Genomic DNA, 26,523 nt, shown 5'->3' with positions numbered 1-26,523 from the left:
CGGCGCTCCAGGGCTCGCTGTGTTCACCGCGCGCCAGAAGGCCACCTGTCGGGGTGGGTTGTGTGGAGCCGACCCGGACACGCGGTGGGCGCGCGGCCGGCTACCGGCCGCCGAATCGGGCGCGGAACATGCCCACCAGGTCGTCGTCGAGCAGGTAGTCCTCGACATACGGGCGGGCCGCCTCGAAGCGCAGCTCGCGCAGCTTGCGGTAGTGCAGCTCCAGGTCGCGCAGGCCGGGCGTGCCCACCAGGCACGGCGCGTCCTCGAAGCGCGAGCTGAGGATGCTGGAGAAGACACAACCCATCAGGGTGTCCTCGGTGGGGTGCAAGAGCCTGAGCGCGGCGCGGATGCGCTGGTCCCACCCGGTGGCGAAGGTGAGCTCGCGGATTTCTCCAATGGGGCGGTGACTGCGCAGGGCGCCCGCCTCGCTGAAGAGCACGTCGCGCTTCTCCTGGAAGCGGCGGATGGCGCGGCGGGGCTCGAAGCAGTGGGGGGCCGAGTCGTCCACCACCAGGGTGCCGGGCCGCAGCCGGTGGACGTCCAACAGGCCGGGCACGTTCGTGGCGCACAGCACCAGCGAGGACGCGTACACCTCGTCGGGCAGGCCGTCGCCGGAGACGAGCGTCACCTCGAGCGCGCCCGGGCCGCCGGGCTCGGCGCTCAATTCCTCGACGAGCCGCGACAGGTGCTCGCGCCGCGCGGGCACGTCGCACAGCCGCAGCGAGCGGGGCGCGGGCAGGGTGCGGCGCAGCAAGCGCAGGATGGCGGTGCCGATGGAGCCCGCGCCGAGCAGCACCACGTCCTCCCCGTCCATGCGACGGCCGCCCGCGGCGAGCACCCGCTCCACCATCATCACGAAGCAGGCGGCGGTGGTGGCATGGCCGGTGGTGAAGCGGGGCAGGCCCGTGCGACCGCGCGTGGCCTCCTCGAGCGCGCGGCCGTAGTCGGTGGCCGAGGGGACCAGCCCCGTGAGCGACACCGTGTCCGCGCCCAGCCGCGCCGCCTCCTCCAGCCCCCGCACGACGGCGCCCACGGTGTGCCGCCGGTCCACGTACAGCTCCGCGTCCTCCATGGGCAGCACCACCAGCCCGATGCGGCCGAGGAACGTCTCGTACACGGTGACGAGCGTGGCCTCCTCGCGCATGCAGTCGCGGATGAACTCGCGGGGCGTGAACTGGAGCTGCTCCAGGAAGGCGCGGGGCAGGGTGGCGAGCGCCACCGCGTCCACGGACATGCGGGCGCTGTACTTCACCTCGCGCGAGGGGCGGCGCTCCCCGGCGAGCGTGTCGCCGTACACGTCCGTCACCTTCAAGAGGTGCACCGCGCTCTCGGGCAGCGTGGGCCCGGCGTAATAGAGCGGGAAGAGCACGCGCTCGAAGAGCACGGGGAAGGACAGCCGCGACTCCACGAGCGCCTCCAGCCGCGGGTCCAGCCGCGCGTGCGCGCCGGGCCGCTCGGCCCGCAGGTGCACGCACAGCCGCTCCCAGACGTGGAGGACGGAGAGCGTGTCCAGGAAGTCGGGCCCCTGGAACTGGTGGGGGAAGGGTGGGGGCCGGTGGGTGGTGCCGTTGCCCTCGGCCGCGAGGAAGGTGCGCACGGTGCCCGCCAGCAGGTTCAGCATGGCGAGGAAGTTGGCGTAGAACTCCCGGTCCGTGGTCACCTGGTGCATGGGCAGCACCGAGTCCACGTCCGCGAAGGCGCCGTTGAGCAGCACGTTCTGCGGCTCGATGCACTGGCCGTTCTTGAAGTGCTGGATGTCGCTCGGGAAGTAGCCCAGCCACAAGAAGCGCGCGGTGAGCCGCACCCAGGAGTCCACCACGGCGCCGGCGTCCAGGTTGTGCTTGAGCGTGGCGTGGATGAGGCGCGTGTTGGTGAAGCCCCCCGTGCCCGTGCGCTGGCTCTCCTGGGCGAGCGTGCCGGCGAAGTGGCTCACCCGGGGAAAGGGCGCCTGGGGAAACCAGTACACGTAGCAGGCGAGCCCGTCGCGCAGCTCCCCCTCGGCGATGCCCAGCGTGAAGCCGGAGAGCAGGGGCAGCAGCCGGCCCCGGAAGCGCGCCACCACCTCCTCGCTCCAGCGCACCACCAGCAGCGGCACCGGCAGCTCTCCCGGCGCGCCGTACTCCTCCAGGAAGCGGCCCTGGAGCTCGGCGGCGCGCCGGGCCTCGGTGAGCGCCTCCGGCAGCGTGAGCGCGCCAGGCACCTTGCGCTCCTGGAGCAGGAAGTACTCCAGCGTGTTCGTCACCGAGTAGCGCGCCTGACGCTCGAAGAGCCGCTGCCGCAAGAGCTCGAGGAAGCCCGCTTGATCCTCGCAGCGCACCTCCCCGCCCTTGAAAGCGAGCACGCCCTCGCCGGGGCCTCGCTGGTAGAAGGCGCGGAAGTGGCCGGCGGGCCGGAAGTGCTCGCCGGTGTCGAAGGTGCCGTTGGTGGGCGGCACGGGCAGCTCGCGTCGCAGCCCCTCCAGGAGCTCGGCCAGCCAGGGCTCGCGCTCCTCCAGATGGCGCCAGAGCGCCGGGGCCTCGCGGGCCACGTCCCAGACGGGGGCGCTGTCCGGCCGGGGCGCGGGCGCGGGGGGGCGGGGCAGGGCGCGCAGCCGCTGCTCCAGGAGCTGGCGCAGCTCGAGCTGCTGCAGGGAGTCCAGGCCCAGCTCGGAGATCGCGCGGGCCAGGGCCTCGTCGGTCGCGAGCGAGGGGCGCTCCCCCAGGGGCGCCGTGGGCGTCACGGCGCGCAGCACGTCCAGCCGACCCTCGAGGAAATCCTGGCGGCACGCGTGGCGTTGGATCTTCCCGCTGGACGTCTTGGGGATGGAGCCCGCGCGCACGAGCACCAGCGTGTCCAGGTGCACGCCATGGGCCTCGGCCACGGCGCGCCGCGCGGTGTGGGCGAGCGCGTCCAGGTCGGCGTGCGTGTGGTCGCGGTGCACCTCCTGGACGACGACGAGCCGCTCGGTGCCCCCGGTGTCCAGCGCGAACGCGGCGCCACAGCCCGGGCGCAGGGCGGCATGGCTCCGCTCGACGGTGAGCTCGATGTCTTGAGGGGCGTGGTTGCGGCCCCGGATGATGACCAGGTCCTTGAGCCGGCCGGTGAAGAACAGCTCGCCCTCGCGCAGGAAGCCCAGGTCCCCGGTGCGCAACCACCGCTCGCCGCCGGCGGCCTCGCCGCTGGCCAGCTCCGCGTGGAAGGTGGGGTCGCTCGTCTCGGTCTGGTTCCAGTAGCCCTGGGCCACGCTGGGCCCCGCCACCCAGATCTCCCCCACGCGCTCCGGCTCCAGGCGCACGCGGGTGTCGGGCGCCACGATGGCCACGCGCAGCTCCGGGCCTGGCTGGCCCAGGCCGACGAGGCGCCGGGTGTCGGCGGAGCCCTCGGGCCGCGGGACGACCTGGCCCGCGTCCAGCGGCGCGCCCTCCACGGTGAGCACCCGGGGCCGGGTGCCGCCCCCGCGCTCGCCCGTCGTCATGAGCGTGGCCTCGGCGAGCCCATAGAGCGGGTGCCACGCCTCGGCGCGGAAGCCGCTGGGCGCGAACGCGCGGGTGAAGCGCTCCAGGGTGTCGGCGCGCACGGGCTCGGCGGCGTTGAAGGCGTGGCTCCAGGTGCTCAGGTCGAGCGCCGCCGCCTGCTCGGGCGTCACCTTCCGGGCGCACAGGTCGAAGGCGAAGTTGGGGCCTCCGCTGATGGTGGCGCGGTAGCGGGAGATGGCGGCGAGCCAGCGCAGGGGCCGCCGCAGGAACTGCTCCGGGGGCATGAGCACCATGGGGAAGCCCGCGTACAGGGCATGCAGCACGCAGCCGATGAGCCCCATGTCGTGGTACAGCGGCAGCCAGCTCACCCCCACGCTCTCCTCGCAGGTGCCGAAGGCGCGCTGCATGACGCCCTGGTTGTGCATCAGGTGGGCATGGGTGAGCCGCACGCCCTTGGGCCGCGCGGTGGAGCCCGAGGTGTACTGGAGGAAGGCGAGCGTGCCCGGGGTGACGTCCAGGGGCCGCCAGTCCGCCTCCAGGTCCGGAGGCAGCGTGTCCGTGGCCAGCCAGTGCAGGGCGGCGAGCTCGGGGGCCTGCTGGGCCAGACCCTCCACCCACTCGCGGATGGCCTGGGTGGTGAGCACGCGGGTGGCCTGGGCGTCCTGGGCGATGGCGCGCAGCCGCGGCAGGGTGCGCTGGAGCCGCGAGGGGTCCGGCGGGTACACCGGCACGGCCACGACGCCCGCGTACAGCGCGCCGAGGAAGGCGGCGATGAAGTCCAGGCCGAAGGGGTAGAGCAGCAGGGCCCGCTCTCCGGGCCGCAGCTGCCGCCGCAGGAGCGTGGCGATGGCGCGGGCGCGTCGGTCCAGCTCCGCGTAATCCCAGACGGCGCTCTCCGCCTCACCCTCCTCGAGCAGGACGAAGGCGCGGCGCGAAGGCTGCTCGAGCGCCCGGCCCCTCAGGAGATCCACCCAGGTCGACTCGGGGGCCCGGCGTACCACCATCAAGGACTTCATCCCGGAATTCTCATCCGGCGTCCCTGTCCGCTTCAACAACGCAAGAAGGCCGCTCCCCCGCCGCGAGGGGCGTGGGAGCGGCCAGGGAGGGTACGGCTCGGTTTAGCGCCGGGTGGAACGGGGCGCGTGGGCGAGCGCCTTCTTGCGGCGGCTGGTCGCCAGCGCGATCGCCGTGAAGAGGCCCGCCATCAGCGCGGGCATGCCGCCGGTGGCCGAGGCGCCGCAGCTCGCGGCCGCCATGCCCTCGCCATAGGCGCCGTCGCCGGGGACGAGCCCCGCGGTGCCGGGCGAGTTGCCCGAGGTGGGCAGCGAGCCGATGACCCCGGACTCATCCAGGCTCTCGTCGAAATCGGGCGGACCCTCGTTGGGATCGGCCTGCTCGGGCACGGGGGCGACCTCGGGCTCGGCGACGATGACTTCGTTGGGGAGCACGTCATCGCGGTGGGTGCTCTGGGTGAAACCGTCGTGGTAGACGACGCCCTCCTGGGCGATGGACGCATCGCGGTACAGGCCCAGCTTGAGGTAGTTGCTCTGGTTGGAGAACTGCGTGGCCATGTAGGTCCGGGGCACGACGAGCTTGCCGTCGTGGAACAGCTCGATGAAGCCGGTGTCCTTCTTGGGGGACCACTTCACGTGCAGCACGAAGTCGTTCCAGTGCTCACGCTTCACGGGCTGGGTCCAGAGGATCTTCCCGGAGCTGCCACCCACGCGCAGCTTCATCTGATCGCCCGCCACGTACATCTCGAGCGGGGGCGAGCCGCTGTTGCCCTCCTGGTGCCACTGGGTGAAGAGCGCCCACTTGTCCGACTTGGGGAAGCTCTGGGGGAACATCGTGCTCCACTTGTAGAAATACTCGGAGCCGGGCTTCTCGTGGCTCAGATAGACCAGCTCGTTGCGGTTGCCGCTGGCGTTGATGGGATTGTCTCCCTTTCGCACGGTGACCTTGAGCGCGTACTTCCCCTCGCGCACGGGCGAGGAGACGACCATCAGGCGGTTCGAGGACACGCTCTGCTCTTTCGACCACTGCGAGAGGTTGCCGGTCTCGAGGTCGCCCTTCCAGACGACGGCGGCGGAGGCCAGCGTGGGCAGCAGCAGTGCGAAGGAGGCAATGTTCAACAGTCGCTTCAATCTGTGTCCTTTCGTCGTTGAGCCCGTAAGGACACGCGGCGCCTTTTCCAACTTCCCGCCCAGGCCCCTTGTCAGCCCTCCGAGTGACAAGTCCGAGCCCGCCCGCCTGGGCTCCCACCCGGCGCCCGAGGGCCCTGGGCGGGGCCCCCAGGCGGGGCAGCACGAAAAGACAGACGAATCAGGCGGTTAGCGCGGCGGCGTGGTGCCGCAAGTGGTCCGCCATGAAGGTCGAGACGAAGTAGTAGCCGTGGTCGTAGCCGTCCTGGGAGCGGAGCGTCAGGGGCTGCCCCACTTGCTCGCAGGCCTGGCGCAGTAAATCCGGCTTCAATTGCTCCGCGAGGAACTTGTCGCGCGTGCCTTGATCCACCAGGAGCGGGGGCACCTGGGCCCCACCGCGCAGCAGCTCCGTGGCGTCCCACTCGCGCCAGGCGTCCTGATCCGCGCCGAGGTACTTGCCGAAGGCCTTGTGCCCCCAGGGGCAGCTCCGGGGCGCGCTGATGGGCGCGAACGCGGAGACGGAGCGGTAGCGCCCGGGCTGGCGCAGGGCGCAGACGAGCGCGCCGTGGCCCCCCATGGAGTGGCCGAAGATGCCCTCGCGGTCCATGCGGGCGGGGAAGTGCTTGCCCACCAGCTCGGGCAGCTCCCGGGTGACGTAGCTGTACATGCGGAAGCGCGAGGCCCAGGGCGCCTGGGTCGCGTCCACGTAGAAGCCCGCCGCGGTGCCCACCTCCCAGTCGGCGTCCTCCTGGGGGATGCCGGTGTTGCGGGGGCTCGTGTCCGGCACCACGAGCATCAGCCCCAGCTCCGCCGCGAGCCGCTGGGCCCCGGCCTTGATCTGGAACGTCTCCTCCGAGCAGCTCAGGCCCGACAGGAAGTAGAGGACGGGGACCTTGCCCGCCCGGGCCTGGGGCGGCGTGTACACGGAGAAGCGCATCTCGCCGCCACACTCGCGCGAGGGGTGCTTGTAGAAGCCCACGGTGCCCCCGAAGCAGGCGTGCTCGGAGGCGGTCTGGAGGGTCGTCTCCATGGCTAGTAGGTCACCACCGTGCGGATGGACTCGCCCTTGTGCATCAGGTCGAAGCCCTCGTTGATGCGCTCGAGCGGCAGCGTGTGGGTGATGAGGTCATCCACGTTGATCTTCTTCTCCATGTACCAGTCGACGATGCGGGGCACGTCCGTGCGGCCCCGGGCGCCGCCGAACGCGCTGCCCTTCCACACGCGCCCGGTGACGAGCTGGAAGGGCCGGGTGCTGATCTCCTGGCCGGCCGCCGCCACGCCGATGACGACGCTCTCGCCCCAGCCGCGGTGGCAGCACTCGAGCGCCTGGCGCATGGTGTTCACGTTGCCGATGCACTCGAAGCTGTAGTCCGCGCCGCCCCCGGTGAGGTTGACCAGGTAGGGCACCAGCTCCGCGGCGGGCATGTCCGCCGGGTTCACGAAGTGCGTGAGGCCGAACTTCTCCGCCATCTCGCGCCGCCGGGGGTTCAGGTCCACGCCGACGATCTGATCCGCGCCCACCATGCGGCACGCCTGCACCACGTTGAGCCCGATGCCGCCCAGGCCGAAGACGACCACCCGCGCGCCCGCCTCCACCTTGGCCGTGTACACCACCGCGCCCACGCCCGTGGTGACGCCGCAGCCGATGTAGCAGACCTTGTCGAAGGGCGCGTCCTCGCGGATCTTCGCCACGGCGATCTCCGGCAGCACCGTGTACTGGGCGAACGTGGACGTGCCCATGTAGTGGTGGAGGGGCTCCTTGCCCAGGTGGAAGCGGCTGGTGCCGTCCGGCATCATCCCCTTGCCCTGCGTGGCGCGGATGGCCGTGCACAGGTTCGTCTTGCGCGACAGGCACGACTTACACTGGCGGCACTCGGGCGTGTACAGCGGGATGACGTGGTCGCCCTTCTTCACGGACGTCACGCCCGGGCCCGTGTCCACCACGATGCCCGCGCCCTCGTGGCCGAGGATGGCCGGAAACAGGCCCTCGGGATCCTTTCCGGACAGGGTGTACGCGTCCGTGTGGCACAGGCCCGTGGCCTTGAGCTCCACGAGCACCTCGCCCGCCTTGGGCCCCTCCAGCCGCACCGTCTCGATGCGCAGGGGTTTGCCGGGTTCGAACGCGATGGCGGCCTTGATGTCCATGGAAGGGGCTCCTGAAAAGGGATGGGTGGGGGTCGGAAACGACGAGACGCCGCGGAGCGTAACGGACGGGCTTGGCGCCCCTCGCGGAGATCTTCTCCGGCGGCCGAAGAATTGCGCTTGGTCTGCGTCGAGGTAACACATCCACCCTACATGAGTGTCGAGGTCGACAGAGCACACGCACGCGGAGGGGCCCGAGGGACACGGGCCGTCCTGGCGTTGCTGCTCGTGGTGTCGACCCTGGGCGGTGTCTCCTCGGCGGCCCTGGCGGCCCCGGGCGAGCCCCGCCCCACGTCCTTCCCCGGCTCCGCCAGGATCCGGGGAACCCTGCTCGTGGGCCTGGCGGTCCGCGAGTCCGGGACTTCGTCGCTCCCTCCGGGCGCCACCGTCGTGACGGTGGCGGCCCGGGCCACGCACCGGTGGGCACACCCGGCGCGTTCCCCGGAAGTCCAGGGGCGGGCGCATGCACTCCGTGAGGCGGTTGCCGGAGTCACGCGCCCGGATGGGGAGTGGGGGAAGGCGGGCACGCGGTTGGGCAGGGTCCGCGGCCAATGGATCGGGATTCCCCCGTCCATGGCCGAGCCCCCGCGGCATCCGTTCACGACCGGCGACTCCGCCGGGACCTCGGGTGCGCTGAACGACATTCGACTCGCGCGCCAGGCGCCCGGACCTTCCGGACCGCTTGTTGTCGCGGGGCGTCATCCCCAATTCCCCCTCCACCTCGACGCCGCCATCGCCTCGCGAGGATGGGCGGGCGCCGACAGGGGGAGACGCTCACATGAAGTGGGGTGGAGTGTGCCGGGCCTCTCGGTCGTGGGGGCTCGTGACGCTGCTGTCATGTCCGATGGGGGGGGCCGCGGTCGCGGCGCCGCTGACCTTTCCGGTGCTCCTGCCGGAAGGCGGGGGGCTGAGCGTGGAGAAGGCCTCGGCGCCTTCGCCTCGGGGGCCCTGGTGGTACGCCTGGCAGCGGGGGACCGAGTCCGTGGTCTGCCCGCCGAGCACGTGCACGCCGCCGCCCGGCGTGGAGGCGTGGCGCGTCTACCCGCAGGCCCATCCCGGCCAATGGCGGGCGGGCGTGGCCGTGGGCTCGCCGGGCCAGCCCGTGAGCGTGTCCGAGGTGGACTGGAGCGACCCGCTCGAGAACTCCACGGGCACCACCGCGTCGCGCATGCGGGTGGAGGTGGCGCTGTACACCGGGCTCGACGAGCCCCTGCCGACCTACGATCTGATGCGGCTGCCGGGCTCCGGCCCGCGGGGCGAGGCGTGGGGCGTGCGGGCCACGAACAGCGAGCCGGCGTCCGCGCTGGGCTCGTGGAGTGGGGACGCCACCGTCATCTCCCCGTGCGCGCGGCTCACCGTGCAGAAGCTCGTCGCGTCGGACGCGGCGGCGCGCCCTCGCGAGGACGCCTACCGCTGGAACGCCGTGACGGGCGAGTGGTCCGGCTCGGCCGCCACGCTCGTCAACCGGGCCGTCTGGGAGGACGACGGGCGCGGTGACGGTCCGCGCGCCTGGGTGGATGACCGGGGCAAGGCCGTGGTGCGTCTGGACTGGGAGCCCGGCCGGGCGCCGCTGCCCGCGCGGGTGTCCGCCGCGGGCTGGTACCGCCTGACACTCAGCCTGGATGGGAGCGTGGCCGGTGGCCGACGCTGTGGCCCCTTCGTGCTCAACACCTCGGTCACCGAGGCGGAGGTGGAAGCGGGCGAGCCGTACCGCGCGGTGATCGACGCGGTGTGGAACCTGTCCTACCTGGACGTCTTCGTGCGCGCCGAGGCACCGGAGCCCTCGGCCGACGTCGCTCAGATGTCCGCGGGCGAGTCGTAGTCCGGCGTCAGGTCCGCCCCGTACACGGTGAGCAGGTGGTAGACGATGACGTTGCTCACCCAGAAGAAGAGGGCCGGGAAGCTCACGTACACCAGCGCCGCGCCCGGCCACACCTGCAGGTGCTTGCCGGTGAGCTGCACCGCCATGAAGCCTCCCACCCACTCGCCCACCCAGCACACCGCCGAGGCGATGCCGATGCGCGTCCACAGCCGGTACTGCTTCGGGTGGAACCAGTAGTAGTGCAGCGTCCACATGAGGAACACCGCGCCCACCCACAGCACCATGCTCCCGAACGAGAACCACTGGTAGGGCGAGTCCGGGTACACCCAACCGAACGTGCCGTTCGCCGCCTTCCAGGCCTGGTTCTGCAGCAGCTCCAACAACCACAACAGGGGGGCGACGTAGAGGATCTGGGTGGCGAGCACCCGAGCGTACACGCCGAAGGAGCGCCGCTGGGCGGCCGCCTGGGTCAACGACATCGCGTTCATGGAACCCTCCCTGGACGCCTGCCGGCGCCGTGGTCCTCGCTGATTGCCTTGTTTTGGACCCGGGCGGCTTGTCTGGAACCGCCAACCGCTTGCGTCAAGGCGCCAATCCTCCGGGGGACGCCGTAGGCTCCCGGGCATGCCCTCGACCCCTGCCCGCAACATGACCGATTACGAGGCCACCCGGCGTGGCTTCCAGTGGGAGCGTCCCGAGTTCTTCAACTTCGCCGTGGACGTCACCGACCGGTGGGCGCGCGAGCGGCCCGAGGCCCTGGCCCTGCACTGGAGCGACGAGGGGGGCCGCGAGCGGACCTTCACCTGGGCGCAAGTGCGCGAGCGCTCGCTGCACGCGGCGCGCTTCCTCGCGGGCCTGGGCCTGGGCGCGGGGGACCGCGTCTTCGTGATGATGCCGCGGGTGCCGGAGTGGTGGTTCCTGGTGCTGGGTTGCATCCGCGCGGGCATCGTCTTCATGCCGGGCACGCCCATGCTCACGCCCAAGGACGTGCGCTACCGGCTGGAGGCCGCGCGGGCCCAGGCGGTGCTCACGGAGACGAGCTGCCTGGACCGCTTCGAGGGCCTGGTGGGCACGGGGGCCGTGAAGCACTGGGTGACGGTGGGGGCGGGGCCCGTGGGGTCCGCCTGGGTGGAGTACACCTCCGCCGAGGCGCCGGACGCGGGCGGCGCGACCTTCCCCCGCACGCGGGCGGAGGACCCGATGCTGCTCTACTTCACCTCGGGCACCACGGGCATGCCCAAGATGGTGGAGCACACCCAGGCGAGCTACGGCCTCGGGCACGCGGTGACGGGCCGCTACTGGCTGGACCTGGTGCCCGAGGACCGACACCTGACGCTGTCGGATACGGGCTGGGCCAAGTGCGCGTGGGGCAAGCTGTTCGGCCCGTGGAGCCAGGGCGCGTGCAACGTGGTGTACGACTTCCGGGGCCGCTTCGTGGCGGCGGCCTTCCTGCGGATGCTCGAGCGGCAGCGGGTGACGACGTTCTGTGCTCCGCCCACGGCCTGGCGGGCCATGGTGCTGCAGGACCTGTCCCGCTACGACCTGTCATCCCTGCGGCACGTGGCGAGCGCGGGCGAGCCGCTCAACCCCGAGGTCATCGACGCGTGGAAGAAGGCCACGGGGCTGCACATCCGCGAGGGCTATGGCCAGACGGAGTCGGTGGTGGTGGTGGGCATGTTCCCCTCGCTGGAGCCGCGCGTGGGCTCCATGGGCAAGCCCTCGCCGGGCTTCGACGTGTCCGTCATCGACGACGCGGGCCAGGAGGTGGAGGCGGGCCAGGAGGGAGACATCGCGGTGCGCATCCGGCCCGAGCGCCCGGTGGGCCTGTTCCAGGGCTACCTCGAGGACGACGCGGCGAACGCGAGCGCCTTCCGGGGGGACTGGTACGTGACGGGGGATCGGGCGGTGAAGGACGCGGACGGCTACTTCTACTTCGTGGGCCGGCGCGACGACGTCATCAAGACGTCCGGCTACCGGGTGGGGCCCTTCGAGGTGGAGTCGGCGCTCCTGGAGCACGAGGCCGTGGCGGAATCGGCGGTGGTGGGCGTGCCGGACGAGCGCCTGGGCCAGCGCATCAAGGCCTACGTGGTGCTGGCGCCGGGCTTCACGGGCTCGAGCGCGCTCGCGCGGGAGATCCAGGAGCACGTCAAGCGCGTCACCGCGCCCTACAAGTACCCGCGGGACATCGAGTTCGTGGCGGAATTGCCCAAGACGGTGAGCGGGAAGATCCGCCGCACGGACCTCCGGGCCCTGGCGCTCAAGGGATCTCCGAGCCCTCCCTGACAGGGCTGTCGCGGATGGGCCAGGCACTCTCTCGGGAGCGGGCGCTCCTCGTCTCCCTGGTTCATGCCTTGCAGTGGGGGAGCGTCCCTCCTTCCCCCTGAGGCGCTTGGATTCCACCGCACCGCACGTCATTCGTCCCCTCGAGGGCTGGTTGGACCGCTGGTTCCGGCCGCTGCTCCTGCTGGGCGTGCTCCTCAACCTGAGTGGCCTGACCACCGTGCTCATGGAGCCGGATGCCGCGCTCTACGCCTCGGTGGCGCGGCGCATGGCGGAGCACGGCGATGCCGTGAACCTCCTCTCCCAGGGGAGGGGTTGGCTCGACAAGCCACACTTTCCCTTCTGGATGACCGCGCTCGCCTTCCACCTGTTCGGCGTTGGCACGGCCGTCTACAAGCTGCCCGGGCTCGTGTTCTGGGCCGTGGGCGCGGTGTACACGTATCTCTTCGCCCTGCGCTTCTACTCCCGCGCGGTGGCGCGGCTCGCGGTGCTCCTGCTGCTCTCCGCGCAGCACCTGGTCATGTCGAACAACGACGTGCGGGCCGAGCCCTACCTGCTCGGCCTGGTGATGGGCGGGCTGTATCACTTCACGCGGGCCCAGGCGCATCGCTTCAGCCTCCATCTGGTCTGGGGAGCGGCGTGGGCCGCGTGCGCGGTGATGACCAAGGGGCTCTTCGTGCTGATTCCCATCGCCGGGGGCCTGGCCTTTCACTGGGCCCGTCGTCGGGACGGGTCCCAGTTCTGGCACCCGCGCTGGTGGCTGGCATTGCTCCTGGTGGGCGTGTTCACCGCGCCCGAGCTGTATTGTCTCCACCAGCAGTTCGACCTGCACCCCGAGAAGGAAGTCTTTGGCCAGGTGGGCGTGTCCGGCCTGCGCTTCTTCTTCTGGGACAGCCAGTTCGGCCGCTTCTTCAACACCGGCCCCATCCAGGGCAAGGGCAGTCCCTTGTTCTTCCTGCACACCGTGCTGTGGGCCTTCCTGCCCTGGTCACTCTGGTTCTACGCGGCCGTCGTCGGTGCACTCAGGCGGCGCGCCTCGTCCGAGCGACCCGGAGAGGACTACACGCTCGGCGCGGCGTTGCTCACGCTGCTCGTCTTCTCGCTGTCCCGCTTCCAGTTGCCGCACTACACGAACGTCCTCTTCCCTTTCTTCTGTGTCATCACCGCGGCCTGGCTGGACCGGCTGTCGGAGGGGCAGGCGCGCCAGGCCGCTCGGGTGCAGGGGGTCGTGGTCGCCGCGATGCTCCTGCTGCTGCCCGTGCTGCTGTGGACCGTCACGCCCGAGGGACTGAGGGGCGGCACGCTCGGGCTGGGCGCCGCCGTGGCGCTGACCCTGCCCGGGTGGTCCCGCGCCGACCTTCCCGGCGCCATCGGCAAGAGCTTTGGCGCATGCGTGGCGCTCAACCTCGTGCTCAATGTGCTCGTCTATCCCCGGCTCCTGGACTACCAGGCCGGAGACAAAGCGGCGGCCTTCCTCAATGGCCTGCCTTCCCGGCCCACCGGGCTGTATGGCTTCAACTCGTTCGCGCTCGACTTCTACGCGCGCGCCCCCATCGAGCGCTGGAGCCTGTCGGACCTCCAGGCTCGCACCGGGCCGGTCTATGTCGTCCTGGAGGCGCGGGCGGTCCCGGAATTGATGGAGGTGGGTCTGCGCGTGCAACCCCTGCGCGCGTTCAAGGACTACCGGGTGACGCGGCTCACGGGCCGCTTCCTGAATCCCGCCACGCGGGACGAGGCCACCCGCGAGGTGCTCGTGGCGCTAGTCTCCTCGGCTCCTCTCGCCGGAGTCCGATGATGCCTCCCTCGCCGCGTGCCGCGTTGCTCCTGTGTTGGCTGTGCTGTCTGGGCGCGGGTGACGCTCGGGCCGAGGAGATGCCCGAGCCCATCGACGCGGAGCGGGTGTCGCGCATCATCCAGACGCTCGCTTCCGACGCGTTCGCGGGCCGCGCGCCCGGCGGTCCCGGGGAGGCCCGGACGGTCGCGTACCTCATCGAGCAGTTCAAGGCGGTGGGCCTCCAGCCCGGCGGCGAGAAAGGGGGGTGGACCCAGAAGGTGCCCCTGGTCCACTTCCAGGTGGACAACGCCCGGGCCCGGCTGAGCCTCACGACGGGAGATCAGACGCTCGCCCTGCGCGTGGGCGAGGACGTCACGGTGGCCACCGCGCGCCCGGTGAAGCAGGTGCGCATCGACCAGGCCCCGCTGGTGTTCGTCGGCCATGGCGTCTCGGCGCCCGAGCGCGGCTGGGATGACTTCAAGGGCGTGAGCCTGCGGGGGAAGATCGCCGTCTTCCTCATCAACGATCCGGACTTCGAGGCCCAGCAAGGCGAGCCCGTCCGGGGCCGCTTCGGCGGGCGCGCGGCGACCTACTACGCCCGGTGGACGTACAAGTTCGAGGAGGCGGCGCGCCGGGGGGCGCTCGGGGCGCTCATCATCCACGAGTCCGAGGGCGCGGGGTATGGCTGGTCCGTCCTCCAGTCGGGCATGGGGGACACCTTCGACATCCGCCGGGCCCATCCCGAGCGCGACAAGGTGCTGCTCCAAGGCTGGCTCCAGCGCGAGGTCGCCGCCGGGCTCCTCGCCCGCTCGGGCCTGGACCTGGACACGCTCAAGCGCCAGGCGCGCCAGGCGGACTTCACGCCCGTGGAACTCCCGGGTGCCCGGTTCAGCGCGCGCTACGCCCTGACCCACACGCGCGTCGAGAGCCACAACGTCATCGGGCGTCTGCCCGGCGCGCGCTTCCCGAACGAGTCCCTCCTCTATGGCGCCCACTGGGATGCGTATGGCCTCGGGCCGCCGGATGCCTCCGGGGACCGCGTGCGCCGGGGCGCCGTGGATGACGCCATCGGCGTGGCCGGGCTCATCGAGATCGCGCGGGGCTTCCAGGCGGGGCCTCCCCCCGAGCGCTCGCTGCTGTTCGCCGCGTGGACCGCCGAGGAGCCGGGCCTCCTGGGCTCGGAGTACTACGGCGCGCACCCGCTCCAAGCCCTGGACACCCTGGTGGCCAACTTCACCCTGGACGTGCTGCAGACCGCCGGGCCCGCCCGGGACGTGGTGCTCGTGGGCCATGGTCAGAACGACTTGGAGGACCTGCTCACCGAGGCCGCCGCGAAGCAGGGCCGCACCGTCACGCCCGACGCGAAGCCCGAGCGCGGGCTGTTCTACCGCGCGGACCACTTCTCCCTGGCCCGGCGGGGCGTGCCGGTCCTCCTGCTCATGGGACTGGGCGGAGGCCATGACCTGGTGGCGGGCGGCCGGGAGGCGGGAGACCGCTGGGTCGCGGACTACACGGCGCGCTGCTACCACCAGCCGTGTGACGCCTGGCGCGCCGACTGGGACCTGCGCGGCGCCGTCCAGGACATGCGCCTGCTGCTCGACATGGGCCGGACCCTGGCCGGCTCCCGCCGCTGGCCGGAGTGGAAGTCCGGCTCGGAGTTCAAGCCCGCGCGGGACGCGAGCGCCGCCGCGCGGAAGGCCACCCCCCCGGACAACTAGGGGAGGTGCTCGCGGCCACGCGGCTCCTGGCGCGAGCGGTGCCGGAGCCGCTCGGACACGAGGTACACGACGATGACGGCGTTGAGCACCAGCACGATCGCCTTGGCGGCGCTCGGCTTGTGCCACAGCTCGTAGCCCTCGAAGGGCAGGAGCAGTCCCACGCTGAACGCCACGAGCCACTCGCCCCAGGGCTTGCCCAACGCGAGCAGGGTGCCCTCCAGGGCGGTGGTGAGCCCATCCAGCCACGCCACCAGGGCGGCCTGGTGGATGATCCGCTCCGTCAGGTGCGTGTGGAGCCACTCCCCGAGCCGCACGAGCACGGGCCGCGCCTCGACGAGCTCGTGGGCGACATGCTGGCCGAAGGTGTACGCGGCCGACGGGTCCACCGTGAACCACAACGCCAGGGCCAGCATCAGCGCGCCCTTCACGAACTTGTAGGCGATGATGAGCCGCAGGCCGAGCGTGCGCGGCACCGGGGTCATTTCCCGGGCCGCTCGATCCGGCCATCCGCGTGCCGGGCGAACCGTCCCTCCTCGCGGCCGTGCACCGGGTCCTGGTCGCCGAATGGCCAGCCCCCGAAGCGCGTGCGCTGGTAGTCGGTGACGGCCTGTTGGATCTCCGTGCGGGTGTTCATCACGAACGGGCCGTACTGCACGACGGGCTGCCCGATGGGGCGGCCCTGGAGCATCAGCAGCTCGACCGTTCCGCCCAGGGCCGCGAGCCGCAGGGGCACGTCGCTGCTCACCGCGAGGATCTGGTGCTCGCGGAAGGCCTGGTCCTCCACCCGGAGCCCGTCGCCCGCGAAGAAGTAGAGGGTGCGGTGGGCGCGCGGGTCCTTCGCCGGGGGGAGCGTCCAGGTGGCGCCGGGCTCCATGCGCACGGTCCAGATGGCCACGTCGGTGTCCGGCCGCGACGCCCAGGAGCGCGGGGGCGGAGGCGGCGCGCGCCGGCCCTCGAGCTCGCCCGCGGCGAGGGTGACCGTGGTGCGCCGGCCCTCGGAGTCGGTGAAGGGGATGCAGGGGATGTCCTGGCTCCAGAGCATCGCGAAGTGCGGCGGCGCGTGCTTGTCCTCGGCCGGCAGGTTGAGCCAGATCTGGAACAGCTCGGTGGGGTTGGGCTCGCCCTTCTTCACCAGCGGGAACATCTCCGAATGGACGATGCCCGTGCCCGCGGTGAGCCACTGCACGTCCCCGTGTCCGAAGCGCGCCGTGGCCCCGAGCGAGTCGGAGTGATCGATGAGCCCGTTGCGCACGATCGTCACCGTCTCGAAGCCCCGGTGGGGGTGCCCCGGGAAGCCCGGGATGCGCTCGCCGTGGTACATGCGCCAGCCGTCCTTGCCCGCGAAGTCCTGGCCCAGGTCGCGGCCCTCCAGCGATGCCTCGGGCCCCAGGTGCTCGTTGCCGGCGGGGTACTGGTCGTCGTGGTGCACGCAGAACAGGAAGGGATCCACGGTCACCCACGGGGGCGACCCGAGCGGCAGGGTCTGGAGGATGGGGCTCTTCATGCTCCCTTCTCTAACGGGCTCCCCCCGCGGTGTCAGGGACTCTCCGGACCGTCGCGCCCCCAAGCGTCGATTCCCTTGACAAAAAGACTGGAAACAACGGGAGTGCGGATATTCCTGGAATATCAGGAATTGAATCGTTCCCCCTGATCAAGGCGAGCCCCTCATGTTCCACTCCAGCAGGTCCAAGCTGTTCCTGGGCGCCACGTGCGCGGTGTTGTCCCTCACGAGCGCGTGCGCGCCGGAGGCCGAGCCCACGAGCGCTCCCGCGCCGGTGACGTCCTCGGCCGCGCCGCTGCTCTCGGGGGTGAGCTTCAAGACGGTGCTCGGCGGCCGCTATCTGGGGGCGCAGAACAACGGCGGCGGGGCGGTCAACGCCACGGCGACGGCGGTGCAGGCGTGGGAGCAGTTCGCCCTCGACGACATCAATGGCGGCGCGCTGCAGAGCGGCGACCAGATCTTCATCCAGGCCGGCACGGGCCAGTACTTCCAGGCGGCCAACGGCGGCGGCTCCTCGCTCAACGCCGCCAGCACCAACCGCCAGGGCTGGGAGACGTTCCGCATCGTCAAGCAGAGCGGCAGCGGGACGATCGTCAACGGGGACGTCGTGGGCCTGCAGACGGTGACGACGGGCCACTGGGTGTCCGCGGCCAATGGCGGCGGCGGCACGGTGTTCGCGTACGGCGGGGCGCTCGGGGACTGGGAGAAGCTGACCATCTCCGGCCTGTCCGGCGGCGGCACGACGCCGCCCCCGTCCACGTCGGGCACGCGCGTGATTGGCTACCTGCCCAACTGGAACGGCTCCTACGCGAGCTGGGTGGGCAAGGTGGACTTCAGCAAGCTCACGCACGTGAACCTGGCCTTCGCGCTGGGCGATTCGAACGGCAACCTCCAGCTCGCGTCGAGCGCGGACCTGGCCACGTTCGTCAACGCCGCGCACGCCAAGGGCGTCAAGGTGTTCCCCTCGCTGTGCGGTGGCGGCGGAGATCCGTACATCACGCCCTTCTACCAGCCGGGCCGGGTGGATGCCTTCGTGGACCACATCATCAACTACGTGGTGGCCAACAACATGGATGGCATCGACGTGGACGTGGAGGCCCCGGATCGCATGGGCGCCGCCTACGACACGTTCATCGCCAAGCTCATCGCGAAGGCCCGTCCGCGCGGCCTGCCGGTGACGGCCGCCGTGGCGCAGTGGATGCAGTACGGCATGTCGGACACGACGCTGCGCTCCTTCGACTTCATCACCATCATGTCCTACGACAACACGGGCACGTGGACGGGCGCGGGCGAGCACTCGAGCTACGCCCAGGCCCAGGCGGCGATCAACTTCTACGCGAGCAAGGGCGTGGCGCGCGAGCGCATGGTGCTCGGCGTGCCCTTCTACGGATACTGCTGGGGCAACTGCAACGGCAAGAGCTCCGACTACGTGCTCTACAAGGACCTCCTGGCGAAGTACCCCACCGCGGCCAACTCGGACTGGATCAGCGCCAACGGCGCCCAGTACTCCTACAACGGCCTGGCCACCATGCGTTCCAAGACGGCCCTGGGCAAGCAGTACGGCGGCATCATGATCTGGGAGCTCTCGGGCGACGTGGCCACGACGAGCGACCAATCGCTGCTGCGCGCCATCGACGGCGCGCTGCGCTAGTTTCGGTCTGATGGATGCAGGCGGCGCGAGTCACTGAAGAGGCGCGCCACCTGCACCAAGCAGAACTGTCGGGGTCAAGGGGCTCTCGGCGACGGCGGAGGAGCGCGTTACATGAAGAGCCCAGGAGCCGTCTCCAGGACGGCGCGCAGCTCGTCGACCGTGGTGCCACTCTTCTTGGAGATGGTGGGCGCGTGCCAGGCCGACGCGCTCGTGCCCGTTGGCGGATCGCACACCGTCCTGATCACCGAGTCGAAGGACCCGGGCCACACACGCCGCGCCAGTTCCGTCGCGTGCCGGCGTGCGTCCAGGAAGGTGAAGCACGGCCAGCGCGGCAGTTGAATCGTACGCATGTCGCAGTTGAAGAACCGACAGCCATTGAGCACTGCCTCCGAGAAGTCGCAGTCCTCGATTCCACCCGCTCGCCACCTCTCATCCACGTCCTCGCGGAACCCGAAGTCATTGCCGGTGAAGCGGCCCTTGAATCGGCATCCCTTCACCTTCATGGACGCCCAGGGCAGCGTTTTCAGCTCGCTCTTGGCCTGGATGGTGCAATCGCTCAGGGTTCCCGATACGAGATGAAGCCACCTCGCCGAAATGTTCGTGACCAGCGTGCAGCCCCGGAGCGTGACGTTCGGCCCGAACCAGTAGATGGCCGTCTTGTCCGTCAGTTCCAGGTGCTCGCCCTCGAGCTCTCGATTCGCGTAGTGGATGTTGAGAGTCACTTGGGCCTCAGAAGAAGATCATGCGGAAGAAAGTGCTCGCCATCCGGCGTCCGTGGAGCGCGAAGTTCGACTCCGTACCAGACAGGATTTCGTAGTGGTAGCCCTGGCCTCCAGGGCCGGTGACGTCCACGCCACGATTGTTCCAGGTCAGGTGCGGGAAACGGTTGGCCATCTGCCTCTCCACCCACCGCCCACGCGCCTGGCGCTCAATCAGATTTGACCGATGCTCCTTGCCAGCGCGCAGCATCAAGTCGATGGCCCGCGCCTCGTCATCGCTCAGCAACGCTCGGGACCATTTCGCCGCTTCCTGCCGCACGGCGGCCTGCAGTTCGTCGCCCAACGGGTCGTTGGCCGGAATGTCCCGGTAGCTCTTGCCTCGCGGAAGGTGCCACCGCTCCCCGTTGCCGAGGATGACCTGCGTGTTGCCCCCGCGATGCTGGAGGGCCACGGTCCCCGAATGCCCTTCTTGTGCGCCCGAGTCGCCGCTCCTCGCCAGGATGTCGAGGGCGATGCGTGCGTGCTGAGACGTGAGGACGACGAGGGTGCGACTTTGTTCCAGCACGACCTCCACCGCGACTGCTTCCTCCACGGCCACCGCCACCGAGCCCTCCATGCCCTGGGCCGACCACTGGGCTCGCACCTGGTTGAACCTGGGCAGCGAGCGCAGGTGCGTGGCCACCTCGCCCAACGTCCGCCCGGTGAGGGTGGCCACCGCGAGAATGAGGGCTCGGGCCGCGTCCGTCCCGATTCGCCTGCCGAAGGACTCGCCGACGTCGCGGAGCTCCTCGAAGGTGGTGGCTTCGTGCGCCGCGCGCGCCATGCGGGTCCACCCGTCCATGAGTCCCCACATGGCGTCCACGCCCAACCAAGCCAGCAGCATCACCGAGAGCGCGGCGGCCACTGCCTTCGTGCTCGGCTCCGGTAGGAGCCAGAGCGCCAGGTACAGGCCCGCCGCCCACACCAGGGAGGAGAGCATCGCCTGCGGACTGAGTTCGTGTCCGAGAGCCGCGCGCGTCTCGTCGAGCACTCCTCCGAAGGCCAGGGCGAGCGCGAGGGTGCGCCTGTCGTCGGTTCGCAGGTAGGGCCCATCCGTGAAGAGGCCCAGGCAGTCTCCGCTTCCGCGCGGTTGGCACCACCGGAGGTACTTTTCCTTGAGCGCCGCCTCTGCCTCGGGGACAAGTGAGCCCCTGTCAGTGAGGGGCACCAGCGTGAGGACCTTGTCCCGGTACACCTCCGCGAGCAGTTCCTCCTCGGGCATGGCCTGGAGCAGGCTTTGAGCGGACTCCTGGGCCGTCCCTCGCACCTGATGGTGCTGGAGGAGCCGCTTCACCGCGCGCTGGTATTCCTCTCTTTCGACCACCACCACCCGCGTCTGCCCGTGCGCCTCCACCTCGGCCGCGTGCACGACCAGTACCGGCCGCGGGTCCCTCGGCGCCGCTCGCGCCTCGCTCGCGGCGGCGTCGCCTCTTGTCCTGATGCCCCCGGCCTCCCTCCTGGTCGTGGGTCCCCGCGACGCACAGGCCGCATGGAGGAACAGAACGATGAGCCAGAGCGCCCCGGCAGGCGCCCATCGTGGAGGGCCCCTCCGGAGTGTCAGCCGTGGTTCGCTGCCCTTCTCCAACGCGGGATTTGGTTGCTTCTTCGACATGGCTCCGGCTCCTCCAGGAGCAGTCAGTCCAACAGGCCGCCCAGGCTGAGGTCGAGCCGGCTGTTCACGAGACCGAGGAGGCTCTCCAGCTCCCGGTCCTCGAGCTTCAAGCGGGCCTGGAGCTCGTGGCGCGTGAGGCGCAGGAGCCGCTCGCGCGCCTGGGCCACGTGGCGCGCGATGTTGGAGCGGGACTCGCCGTACATCGTCGCGAGCCGGTCCATGGTGAGGCCGTGCAGGTGGTGCAGGCGCAAGAGCGCGCGCTGGCGCTCGGGCAGCGCCGCCAGCGCGGCCTTCAGGGCCTCGGAGAGGACCTCGTTCGAGGCGGCGCGCACCAGCGCGCGCTCCGGATCGTCCGGCGCCAGCAGTTGGGTGAGGGCCTCCGGGGGCTCGGCGGTGGGCCGCTCGCGCCCCCCTTGCTCGGCCAGGACGGCGACGAGGCGCGCGGCGACGATGCGCACCCAGGCGCGCAAGGGGCCCCGGCCCGCGTAGTCGGCGATGCGCGGGGGCGCGTCCCCCACGCCCAGGAGCAGCCGCTGGCGCAGCCCCTGGAGCAGCTCGTCCACGGTGCTCGCGGGCAGGGGGCCCAGGCGCGCGGGCACCTTGCGCAGCACGTGCTGCTCGAAGGCGAGCAGGGCCTGGGGCTCGCCCTCCGCGCACGCGCAGGCGAGGTAGAGGTCCGCCGCGTGCAACCGCGCCAGCGCGTCCTCGGGCGCCTGGGGCTCGGGCAGGTGCCGGGCCAAGTGGCGCAGGAAGCGCTCGGGGGACAGCCGCACGCCGGGCCAGGCCGCCTGGGCCGTGGCGAGGTGCTCGGCGAGCAGCGCCTCCAGTCCGGGCCGCGTCCGGAGCCACTCGCGCCGGGCCTCGGGGGCATGGGTCCACAGCAGTCGGGACAGGGGCGCCGGGGTGTCGTCCGTCATGGGTGGTGGTCCCGCCAGGCCCGCAGGGCGCGGAGCTCCTCTCGGGCGCGGATCCCCAACCCTTCCAGCAACCCCTGGGCCTCGTCCAGCAGGGCCCGGGCGCGCGGCGCCGGGGCCTCCAGGGCCCGGGCGAGCAGGAAGCGCACCCACGCCGCGTCGCGCGTGTCCCCGGGGGCGCGCTCGTGGATGTCGAGGGCCCGCTCGAGCAGGGGGAGGGCCTGGGCCGGCTGGCCGAGCGCGAGCCAGGCCTCGCCCAGGCAGGCGAGGTCCAGCGCCACGTCCGGGCTCCCGGCGCCCTGGGAGCGCTCGTCGAGCGCGAGGGCCTGCTGGCACCCGGCGAGCGCCGCGCGGGGCGCGCCCGCGCGCAGCTCCACGAGGCCCAGCTCGCGCCGGGCGCCCGACGTCACGGCGCTGTCCGGGCCGTTCTCCTTCTGCAGGAGCCGCAGGGCGTGCTGCAGGCTCTCGCGTGCCTGGGCGGGACGGCCCGCGCGCAGGTGGATGAGGGCGAGCGTGCGCAGGGGCAGCTCGGCGCGGGGCGTGTCGGGTCCCATGCCCCGCTGGATGCGCGCGAGCGCCTGTTGCGAGAGGTCGAGCGCCTCGTCGAGCTTCTGCGCGTCGTAGGCCACCATGCCCAGGCCCCCGAGCGCGGTGACGGAGTTGGGGTGATCCGGGCCCTTGCTGCGCTCGAAGATGGCGAGCGCGCGCTCGAAGAAGCGGCGCGACTCCTCCAGCCGGCCCTCGCGCCGCAGCAGCACGGCCAGGTTGTTGAGGGGCGCGCCGAGGCTCGGGTGGTCCGGGGAGCGGGCGGCCTCCAGCAGCGCCAGGGCGCGATGGAAGGCGGCGAGCGCCTCGTCGGGCCGGCCCTGCTGCAACAGCTCGCTGGCGAGGTTGTTGAGGTTGAGCGCGAGGGTGGGGTGCTCCGGGCCCCACAGCCGCTCGCGCAGCTCCTGGGCCTGGCGGTAGAAGGCCAGGGCCTCGGGGCCGCGGATCTGCCGCGAGCGCACCCGGCCCATGCCGGACAGGAAGTAGGAGGTGCGCAGGCTCTCGGGGCCGTAGGCGCGGCGCGACAGCGCGAGCCCCTGGGAGAACTCCTCGTCCGCCTCGTCCAGCTTGCCCTGCACGAGCAGCTGCCCGCCCATGCGCAGGTGCAGCTCGGTGGCGAGCGCGGGGAAGCGCTCCCGGCCCAACCGGTCCACCGCGGCCCGGGCGTGGTGCACCAGCCGGTTGACCTCGTCCATGCGCGCCATCTGCTCGCCCACCACCCACAAGAGGAGGATCCACGCGCGCGCGGCCGTCTCGTCGTCGCGGCCGGCCTCGGCGGCCCACACGGCGCGGTAGAGGAAGTCCTCGGCCTCCTTGGGCTTGCCCGTCAACCCGTGCAGCTGGCCGTGCAGGGTGAGGACCTCGGCCTCCAGGGGCCGGTAGCCGATGCCCTTGAGCGCGGGCAGCAGGGCGGTGGTGACCTCGAGCGCGGCGGCGTGGTTGCCGGCATCCAGGCGCGCATGGGCCTCGGCGAGCTGGCGGAGCACGGCGTCCACCTGGGGGCGCAGGGTGTCCGGGGGTTGGGGCCGCAGGGCCAGCACCGGGGCCTCGGCGCACGCCTCCAGGCCCTCGAGCGAGGCGATGAGCTGGGGGGCGTTCTGCACCGTCTGGGCATCCGCCTTCTCCAGCACGCCGGTGACGGCGGCGAAGTGCCACAGCCGGGTGTCCAGGCAGGCCGTCGTCAGCCACGCGGCGCGGGGATCCTCCCGGTCGGCCGCCATGCAGGACTCGGTGCGCAGGGCGCGCCAGCGCGTGGCGTGGGCCTCCAGCGCGGGCGCGGCGGCCTCCCACGCCGCGGCGGCGTAGGGCTTGCCCGTGGCGAGGAAGGCCTCGTGCACGCGCTCGCGCTTGTCGGGGCTCCACGCCACGGCGAGCTTCTCCACCTCCTGCGCGCAGCGCGCCTCGCGCCGGTGGGCGGCCACGTACCCGAGCGCCACGCCCAGCAGGCTGGCCGCCACGGCGGAGCTGGCCACCCAGGCCCGGACGCGTCGGGGCGCGGGGGTGAGCTCCGCGAGCAGCGCCTCCATGGAGGGGTGGCGGGCCTCCGGCGCGGCCCTCAGCCCCCGACGCACCGCCCGGCGCACCCGCGCCGAGCCCTTCGCCTCCCCCAGGGCGGGCCGGATGCGCTCGGCGCGCATGGCCCGGGACAGCGCCCCGATGGTGTCGCCCTCGAAGGGCCGCAGGCCGTGGAGCGCCTCGTGCAGCGCCACGCAGAAGCTGAACTGGTCGGAGAGCGCGTCCGCGCCCTGGCCCGCGAGCTGCTCGGGGGCCATGTAGGCCGGCGTGCCCAAGAGCGCGCCCGTGCGCGTCAGGGGGGACACGGTGTCCTCGGGCGCGGGGGTCGCGGCGTCCTCGGGCGCGTCCGCCTGCTCCATGGCGCGCGCCAGGCCGAAGTCCGTCACCCGCACGCGCCCGTCCCGGCCCACCAGCACGTTGGCGGGCTTGAAGTCGCGGTGCACGAGGCCCGCGGCGTGCGCGGCGGCCAGTCCGCGTCCCGCGTCGATGAAGACCCGCAGCACCTCGGCGGTGGGCCGCGGCACGCGCAGCCAGTCGGTGAGCGTGTCGCCCTCCACCCGCTCCATGGTGAGGAAGACGCCCTGCTCGCACACCCCCGCGTCGTGCACCGCGACGACATGCGGGTGCGACAGCCGGGCGAGCGCCTGGGCCTCGCGCATCAGCCGCTGGCCCAGGGCCTCCACGCGGCGGCCCTCGGGGCGCAACAGCTTGAGCGCCACCTGGCGCGCCAGCTCCGGGTCGTACGCCGCGTACACCTCGCCCATGGCGCCGCGCCCGATGCGCTCGAGCACCACGTAGCGCGCCAGCCGGGCACCGGGCGCCAGGGGCGCGTCCGCCTCGCGGGCGAGCGGCACCTCTGGCAGGGAGCTGGTGCCGAGCGCCACCTGGCGCTGACACGCCTCGCAGCCCTCCAGGTGCGCGAGCACCTCGACCCGTGCGTCCTCCGGGAGCATGCCCGAGAGGAAGTCGCTCAGGGTCGTCTCATCCGGACACGCGGAGGGGGCCGTCACGATCCTCCAAGGAGTACACCGTTTGGAACTCCCTGGGAATCCGGCCCCCCGGTGGCACTAGCCGACCGTGCCGACCTTCTGGTCGCGGGCGAGGAACTTGCCCTTGGTGGTGCCCGAGTACCAGGCGGTGTTGTTCGTGCCGCTCTTGTCGTACTGCATGTGGGTGTGGGGACCGGTCACGTTGCCCGTGCCGCCCTCGTCGCCCACCTGGCAGCGGTCGCAGGTGCGGCTCTTGGACGTGGTGGACACGTACAGGAAGTGCCACTGGCGGAAGGTGTAGCCGTTGGAGAAGGTGTGCCGCACCTCGTTCTGGTTGCCGCTGCCGTTGCCGTTACAGACCCGGGCGGTGGTGCGCACGTTCACGGTCCAGGCGAGCGAGGCCTGCACGGCCGTCTCCACGCCCCAGTAGCCGCAGCCGTCGCCGCTGGCGAGGTCGATGGCGCCGTGGAAGGAGCCGCTCGAGTAGTAGGTGGCGGCCGTGACGGTGCCCGGGAAGGGCGCGCCGACGGTGTAGGCGCTCGCGGCGGTGGGCAGCAGGGACAGGGACAGCAGGGACGCCAGGGTCGTCTTCATCAGGTTGCGCATCGTGGCTCCTCGGGCCGATGGGTCGGCCCCCGGGGGGAATGGGGTGCTGCGTGGTCGGGCCTGGGACAGCCGCGGCTAAGCGCTCGGGAGCAGGCCCTACTCCAGAAGGTTCTCAGGGGTTCTGCCGCTTGCGGGCCGCCTGGATGAGCGGCCACTCCTGCAGGTTCATCTCCAGCACGCGCGTCCACGCGTCGATCTCCGGCGCCATGCGCGGATCCACGTCGCGCAGGCGCTTGAGCTCGGGAATGGCGCTGGAGAAGCCCAGCCGCGCGATGCTCTCGATCATCGCCTTGCGCGCCTGGGGATTGCTCTCCGCGCGGTACTGGGCGCTGAGGCTCTGGCGCGCGCTGGCCATCTCGGTCGCCGGCACGCCGCCGAGCGCCGTGCTCGCCGAGGCCCGCACCTCGGCGGAGTCGCTGCCCAGCATCCGCTCGAGCGTGCGCGCCGAGTCCGCGCTCACCTCGCCCGTCATGAGCTTGCCGAGGATGCGCGCCGTCGCCGCCGGATCGTTCGAGGCCGCCGCCGCCGCCACCGCCGCGTCCGCCGCCGGGCCGTGCCGCCCGCCGTACACCTCGAGGTTGTCGGTGACGAGGTTGGTGGCCGCCTCCTGCCGCACCTCGGGCGAGGGGTCGCGCATCAGGCGCTCGTACATGTCCCCGGTGCGCTCCAGGGCGCCCGTCTGGCGCATGGCCCGCACGGAGGCGGCGCGCAGGGTCGGGTCGCGGTCGCCCAGCGCCCGGCGCACCACGCTCTGCATCGCCTCGTCCTCCAGGCCGCGCTCGGTGCGCGCCACGAGCGCCGCCGCCAGGTGCTCGACCATGGCCGGGTCGTACTCCCGCTCGAAGGCCGCCAGGAGCTCGGGCAGCGGCAGGGTGACGGCGGACTCGCGCAGGAGCTTGCCCAGGTAGCGCTTGTAGGCCTCGGACTTGGAGCCCATGCCCTGGCGGATCTGCGTGAGCAGGCCGTCCAGCGAGCAGGTCTGGCGCTCGAGCGCGGGGGCCTCGGCCGCGGGCGGGGCGGTCCAGGCGGCGGCCGGGGCGAGCAGGGCCAGGGCCAGGGTCAGGGAGGACAGGGGGGACGGGCGGGGCATGGGGAGAGC

At 71.9% G+C, this 26,523-nt stretch carries 18 protein-coding genes; 5 read left to right on the top strand and 13 right to left on the bottom strand.

All coding sequences use genetic code 11. The annotated features are described in order from the left end of the window. Window positions 1-100: 100 nt before the first annotated feature. The 4 genes from I3V78_RS37005 to I3V78_RS36990 form a co-directional block, all read right to left on the bottom strand. Window positions 101-4,471, bottom strand: a complete 4,371-nt coding sequence (locus tag I3V78_RS37005; protein ID WP_204495490.1) for an AMP-binding protein — start codon at window positions 4,469-4,471, stop codon at window positions 101-103. Window positions 4,472-4,573: 102 nt separating this feature from the next. Next, complete coding sequence (locus I3V78_RS37000; RefSeq protein WP_204495489.1) at window positions 4,574-5,599, bottom strand: polysaccharide lyase family 20 protein; 1,026 nt, start codon at window positions 5,597-5,599, stop codon at window positions 4,574-4,576. Window positions 5,600-5,777: 178 nt separating this feature from the next. Continuing rightward, entirely contained in the window at window positions 5,778-6,626 is an 849-nt protein-coding gene (fghA, locus tag I3V78_RS36995; protein ID WP_204495487.1) for an S-formylglutathione hydrolase, read from the bottom strand. 2 nt (window positions 6,627-6,628) lie between these two features. Then, the gene (locus I3V78_RS36990; RefSeq protein WP_204495486.1) at window positions 6,629-7,741 is read right to left on the bottom strand and encodes an S-(hydroxymethyl)glutathione dehydrogenase/class III alcohol dehydrogenase; all 1,113 of its coding nucleotides are present in this window, start codon (window positions 7,739-7,741) and stop codon (window positions 6,629-6,631) included. A 775-nt stretch (window positions 7,742-8,516) separates the two neighbouring features. Here I3V78_RS36990 and I3V78_RS36985 point away from each other — a divergent pair. Then, entirely contained in the window at window positions 8,517-9,560 is a 1,044-nt protein-coding gene (locus tag I3V78_RS36985) for a hypothetical protein (protein WP_204495484.1), read from the top strand. On the opposite strand, the gene I3V78_RS36980 is transcribed toward I3V78_RS36985, so the two are convergent. Next, on the bottom strand, window positions 9,536-10,048 hold the full coding sequence (locus I3V78_RS36980) for a hypothetical protein (RefSeq protein ID WP_239576944.1): 513 nt from the start codon (window positions 10,046-10,048) through the stop codon (window positions 9,536-9,538). The genes I3V78_RS36985 and I3V78_RS36980 overlap by 25 nt on opposite strands. Before the next feature lie 136 nt (window positions 10,049-10,184). On the opposite strand from I3V78_RS36980, the gene I3V78_RS36975 reads away from it, so the two are divergent. The 3 genes from I3V78_RS36975 (at window position 10,185) to I3V78_RS36965 (ending at window position 15,332) form a co-directional block, all read left to right on the top strand. Next, the gene (locus I3V78_RS36975) at window positions 10,185-11,843 is read left to right on the top strand and encodes an acetate--CoA ligase (protein ID WP_204495482.1); all 1,659 of its coding nucleotides are present in this window, start codon (window positions 10,185-10,187) and stop codon (window positions 11,841-11,843) included. A 151-nt stretch (window positions 11,844-11,994) separates the two neighbouring features. Then, window positions 11,995-13,635: an ArnT family glycosyltransferase gene (locus tag I3V78_RS36970; RefSeq protein WP_204495480.1), complete on the top strand. Its 1,641-nt coding sequence runs from the start codon at window positions 11,995-11,997 to the stop codon at window positions 13,633-13,635. Further along, window positions 13,635-15,332: a M28 family peptidase gene (locus I3V78_RS36965; protein WP_239576942.1), complete on the top strand. Its 1,698-nt coding sequence runs from the start codon at window positions 13,635-13,637 to the stop codon at window positions 15,330-15,332. The genes I3V78_RS36970 and I3V78_RS36965 overlap by 1 nt, the downstream gene beginning before the upstream one ends. Here the strand turns inward: I3V78_RS36965 and I3V78_RS36960 are convergent. Continuing rightward, window positions 15,329-15,814: a DUF2127 domain-containing protein gene (locus tag I3V78_RS36960; protein ID WP_204495475.1), complete on the bottom strand. Its 486-nt coding sequence runs from the start codon at window positions 15,812-15,814 to the stop codon at window positions 15,329-15,331. The two genes, I3V78_RS36965 and I3V78_RS36960, sit on opposite strands and share 4 nt — an antisense overlap. Next, the gene (locus I3V78_RS36955; RefSeq protein WP_204495473.1) at window positions 15,811-16,836 is read right to left on the bottom strand and encodes a pirin family protein; all 1,026 of its coding nucleotides are present in this window, start codon (window positions 16,834-16,836) and stop codon (window positions 15,811-15,813) included. Before I3V78_RS36955 ends, I3V78_RS36960 begins: the two co-directional genes overlap by 4 nt. 163 nt (window positions 16,837-16,999) lie before the next feature. On the opposite strand from I3V78_RS36955, the gene I3V78_RS36950 reads away from it, so the two are divergent. Beyond that, on the top strand, window positions 17,000-18,484 hold the full coding sequence (locus I3V78_RS36950) for a glycosyl hydrolase family 18 protein (RefSeq protein WP_204495471.1): 1,485 nt from the start codon (window positions 17,000-17,002) through the stop codon (window positions 18,482-18,484). 107 nt (window positions 18,485-18,591) lie between these two features. Here I3V78_RS36950 and I3V78_RS36945 read toward each other — a convergent pair whose 3' ends face one another. The 6 genes from I3V78_RS36945 to I3V78_RS36920 form a co-directional block, all read right to left on the bottom strand. Then, window positions 18,592-19,206 carry a hypothetical protein gene (locus I3V78_RS36945; protein ID WP_204495469.1) on the bottom strand — a complete coding sequence of 205 codons (615 nt, stop codon included), beginning with the start codon at window positions 19,204-19,206 and terminating at the stop codon, window positions 18,592-18,594. A gap of 7 nt (window positions 19,207-19,213) precedes the next feature. Continuing rightward, entirely contained in the window at window positions 19,214-20,854 is a 1,641-nt protein-coding gene (gene sitA5, locus I3V78_RS36940) for a SitA5 family polymorphic toxin (protein WP_476756496.1), read from the bottom strand. Window positions 20,855-20,877: 23 nt separating this feature from the next. Next, window positions 20,878-21,771, bottom strand: coding sequence for a sigma-70 family RNA polymerase sigma factor (locus I3V78_RS36935; RefSeq protein WP_204495466.1), 894 nt, complete (start codon window positions 21,769-21,771; stop codon window positions 20,878-20,880). Then, window positions 21,768-24,839: a tetratricopeptide repeat protein gene (locus I3V78_RS36930; protein WP_204495464.1), complete on the bottom strand. Its 3,072-nt coding sequence runs from the start codon at window positions 24,837-24,839 to the stop codon at window positions 21,768-21,770. Before I3V78_RS36930 ends, I3V78_RS36935 begins: the two co-directional genes overlap by 4 nt. Window positions 24,840-24,896: 57 nt before the next feature. Next, window positions 24,897-25,424 (bottom strand): M23 family metallopeptidase, encoded by a 528-nt coding sequence (locus I3V78_RS36925; protein WP_204495461.1) that lies wholly within the window; start codon window positions 25,422-25,424, stop codon window positions 24,897-24,899. Window positions 25,425-25,536: 112 nt separating this feature from the next. Beyond that, complete coding sequence (locus I3V78_RS36920) at window positions 25,537-26,514, bottom strand: HEAT repeat domain-containing protein (protein WP_204495459.1); 978 nt, start codon at window positions 26,512-26,514, stop codon at window positions 25,537-25,539. Window positions 26,515-26,523 lie beyond the last annotated feature (9 nt).

This window comes from Archangium primigenium (assembly GCF_016904885.1).
Taxonomy (GTDB): domain Bacteria; phylum Myxococcota; class Myxococcia; order Myxococcales; family Myxococcaceae; genus Cystobacter; species Cystobacter primigenius.
The sequence above is the reverse complement of the archived record's forward strand: the minus strand, read 5'-3'. Positions and strand labels throughout refer to the sequence as shown.

What these genes read in the sequence shown, in the direction of transcription:
- I3V78_RS37005 (WP_204495490.1), bottom strand. Translation starts at nt 4,471, where the DNA reads ATGAAGTCCTTGATGGTGGTACGCCGGGCCCCCGAGTCGACCTGGGTG.
- fghA (WP_204495487.1), bottom strand. Translation starts at nt 6,626, where the DNA reads ATGGAGACGACCCTCCAGACCGCCTCCGAGCACGCCTGCTTCGGGGGC.
- I3V78_RS36990 (WP_204495486.1), bottom strand. Translation starts at nt 7,741, where the DNA reads ATGGACATCAAGGCCGCCATCGCGTTCGAACCCGGCAAACCCCTGCGC.
- I3V78_RS36985 (WP_204495484.1), top strand. Translation starts at nt 8,517, where the DNA reads ATGAAGTGGGGTGGAGTGTGCCGGGCCTCTCGGTCGTGGGGGCTCGTG.
- I3V78_RS36980 (WP_239576944.1), bottom strand. Translation starts at nt 10,048, where the DNA reads ATGAACGCGATGTCGTTGACCCAGGCGGCCGCCCAGCGGCGCTCCTTC.
- I3V78_RS36975 (WP_204495482.1), top strand. Translation starts at nt 10,185, where the DNA reads ATGCCCTCGACCCCTGCCCGCAACATGACCGATTACGAGGCCACCCGG.
- I3V78_RS36965 (WP_239576942.1), top strand. Translation starts at nt 13,635, where the DNA reads ATGCCTCCCTCGCCGCGTGCCGCGTTGCTCCTGTGTTGGCTGTGCTGT.
- I3V78_RS36960 (WP_204495475.1), bottom strand. Translation starts at nt 15,814, where the DNA reads ATGACCCCGGTGCCGCGCACGCTCGGCCTGCGGCTCATCATCGCCTAC.
- I3V78_RS36955 (WP_204495473.1), bottom strand. Translation starts at nt 16,836, where the DNA reads ATGAAGAGCCCCATCCTCCAGACCCTGCCGCTCGGGTCGCCCCCGTGG.
- I3V78_RS36950 (WP_204495471.1), top strand. Translation starts at nt 17,000, where the DNA reads ATGTTCCACTCCAGCAGGTCCAAGCTGTTCCTGGGCGCCACGTGCGCG.
- sitA5 (WP_476756496.1), bottom strand. Translation starts at nt 20,854, where the DNA reads ATGTCGAAGAAGCAACCAAATCCCGCGTTGGAGAAGGGCAGCGAACCA.
- I3V78_RS36935 (WP_204495466.1), bottom strand. Translation starts at nt 21,771, where the DNA reads ATGACGGACGACACCCCGGCGCCCCTGTCCCGACTGCTGTGGACCCAT.
- I3V78_RS36925 (WP_204495461.1), bottom strand. Translation starts at nt 25,424, where the DNA reads ATGCGCAACCTGATGAAGACGACCCTGGCGTCCCTGCTGTCCCTGTCC.
- I3V78_RS36920 (WP_204495459.1), bottom strand. Translation starts at nt 26,514, where the DNA reads ATGCCCCGCCCGTCCCCCCTGTCCTCCCTGACCCTGGCCCTGGCCCTG.